This is a genomic window from Streptomyces boetiae (assembly GCF_031845405.1).
Taxonomy (GTDB): domain Bacteria; phylum Actinomycetota; class Actinomycetes; order Streptomycetales; family Streptomycetaceae; genus Streptomyces; species Streptomyces boetiae.
This window is the reverse complement of sequence record NZ_JAVREN010000138.1, coordinates 1-392: the sequence shown is the minus strand read 5'-3', so window position 1 is coordinate 392 and position 392 is coordinate 1. Positions and strand designations below refer to the sequence as shown.

The following is a 392-nucleotide window of genomic DNA, read 5'->3' as shown; positions in this document are numbered from 1 at the left end:
GGTGGATGGGGAGGGGGGTGGGCGGGCGGCCTGGGTGGAGCGGGCTGAGGTGCGGGTGGTGGATGGGGAGGGGCAGCTCGCGCGGGCCGAGCGGATCGGGGTGGCGGGGGCGGACGAGGCGGTCGCGGAGACGGCGCGGGCGCACCTGCGGGCGGCGCGGGCCGCGGTGGAGCGGCGGCACGGGCCCTGGGCGCGGGTGACGGGGGCGGCGGCCGACCGGGTGTTCTCGAATCTGCACCGGGCGGAGGCGCAACTGCTGCGCCTGGCGCCGGAGCCGGACCTGCGGTGGCGGGGCGCGGTGGTGCTGGCGCAGGCGCGCCGGCATCTGGACGCCTCCGACCCGCGGTTGCGGATGCTGGAGGAGCGACTGGCGGGCGCCGGCCAGGTGTTGG

General features: G+C 80.1%; 1 pseudogene. It reads left to right on the top strand.

Annotated elements, in window-relative coordinates:
* Positions 1-58: 58 nt before the first annotated feature.
* Positions 59-392, top strand: a pseudogene (locus RM780_RS27740) (hypothetical protein); the annotation flags it as partial.